The sequence below is a fragment of the Mesorhizobium sp. M7A.F.Ca.CA.004.12.1.1 genome, from assembly GCF_003997835.1.
Lineage (GTDB): Bacteria > Pseudomonadota > Alphaproteobacteria > Rhizobiales > Rhizobiaceae > Mesorhizobium.
Window position 1 is genome coordinate 1 of the sequence record NZ_RZRK01001250.1, and the last position, 1118, is coordinate 1118.

The window sequence follows — 1118 nt, forward strand, 5'->3', positions numbered from 1 at the left end:
GGTGCCCTGGATGACGTCGCTGAGGAAGGCCGGCACGCCGGTCGCCCGCGACATCGCTTCGGCGCCGGTCATCACGGCGGCAAGGAAGATCGCCGCCGGCACCACGCCGAGCGGGTTGAGCCGCGCCAGCATGGCAACAACGATGCCGGAATAGCCGTAGCCCGGCGAGATGTCGCTCATCACCTGGAAATGCACGCCGCCGACCTCGCCGACGCCGGCCAACCCGGCCAGCGCGCCGGACAGCAGCGCCGTCGAGATCAGCACCCGCTCGACATGGATGCCGCCATATCTGGCGGCTTCCGGGTTTTCGCCGGTGACCCTGATCCTGAAGCCGAGCGTCGTGCGCACGATCAGGAACCAGGTCAGCGGCGCCGCGATCAGCGCCGCGACGACGCCGAGATGCAGTCTTGTGCCTTCGAGCAGCACCGGGAAATTGGCCGAATCCTCGATCGGCGGCGAGATCGGATAGCCGCTGAAGGAGTCCTTCCACGGGCCTTCGATCAGCGCCATCAGCGCATAATAGATGACCGAGTTGAGCAGCAGCGAACTGACGACATCGTCGACCTTGAATTTTACTCTGAGCGTCGCCGGCACCAGCGCGACTGCGGCTCCCGCCGCGGCACCGGCGACCGCCATCAAGACCATGGCGAGCGGCCCCGGCATTGGAATGGCGCCGACAAAGCAGCTGGCCACCGCGCCGGCCAGCAATTGCCCCTCGGCGCCGATGTTCCAGAATTTGGCCCGGAAGGCGACCGCGACCGCCAGTCCGGTGAAGATCATGGGTGTTGCACGCACCATCGTTTCGGTGATCGCATAGCTGTCGCCCAGCGACGCCGTGAACATCACGCCATAGGCTTCGAGCACGCCGGCGCCGGCCAGCGCGATGAGGCCGCTGCATAGGATGAGCGTCCCGCCGATCGCCAGCAATGGCAGAGCGAGGTTGAACCAGGCAGGTGTGCTTGTGCGGGCTTCCAGGCGGAACATTAGGCGGCACCCTCTGTTCTGTCTGTCGAACAAGAATTCTGACGAAGAGGGACCCCCACCCCTAGCCCCTCCCCACAAGGGGGAGGGGAACTCTCGCAGGCGCCGACCACGACAAAACAGCAGAAGTCCGGGCT

Annotated in this window: 1 protein-coding gene; it reads right to left on the reverse strand. The window is 65.8% G+C overall.

Going from position 1 to position 1118, the window contains the following annotated elements; all coding sequences use genetic code 11:
* On the reverse strand, window positions 1-984 hold a 984-nt coding region (locus EN984_RS35545; protein WP_164765965.1), incomplete at its 3' end, for an ABC transporter permease.
* Between the last annotated feature and the right edge of the window lie 134 nt (window positions 985-1118).